This window comes from Intrasporangium mesophilum (assembly GCF_054783095.1).
This window is the reverse complement of record NZ_BAAGRF010000034.1, coordinates 1-528: the sequence shown is the minus strand read 5'-3', so window position 1 is coordinate 528 and position 528 is coordinate 1. Positions and strand designations below refer to the sequence as shown.

The 528-nt window shown below is 36.9% G+C and carries 1 protein-coding gene; it reads left to right on the top strand.

The annotated features are described in order from the left end of the window. Window positions 1–356 (top strand): transposase (locus ACYVLP_RS23435; RefSeq protein ID WP_460629700.1); only part of this gene is annotated, 356 nt, incomplete at its 5' end. Window positions 357–528 lie beyond the last annotated feature (172 nt).

Genomic DNA, 528 nt, shown 5'->3' with positions numbered 1-528 from the left:
GTGATACTATGCAATACTACAATTTCAACTGGTCCAACATTTACTTTCAGCATGATAATGATCCAAAGCACAAGGCAAAATCTACAATAGACTGGTTAGATAATCATCAAGTGCGGTATATTAGCGATTGGCCAGCTCAGAGTCCGGACTTAAATCCAATAGAACACGTATGGCATCAATTGAAGTTGAAGCTCAGCTGTTACGAACGTAGAGCAAAGAATACGGATGAGCTTTGGGAACGAGTAGAAAAAGTATGGAATGGCTTTGACAAAGATCTTTGCCAAAGGTATATCGATAGCATGCCGGCAAGAATTCAAGAGGTTATTAATAAAAAAGGAGGGTCAACTAAATATTAATAAATAAATTCATTCCGTTCAAATTTTCGTTTTTCCAAATTTTCAAATTGCGCATCTCATACTTCCTTCAATACTTATCCAATAGGGCTTAAACTCTTTCGGATTTTTCAAGACATGTAGAAGATTTACTATGTGGGAACAGAGGCAGTTTGTGCCATTGTAACAGGATGTG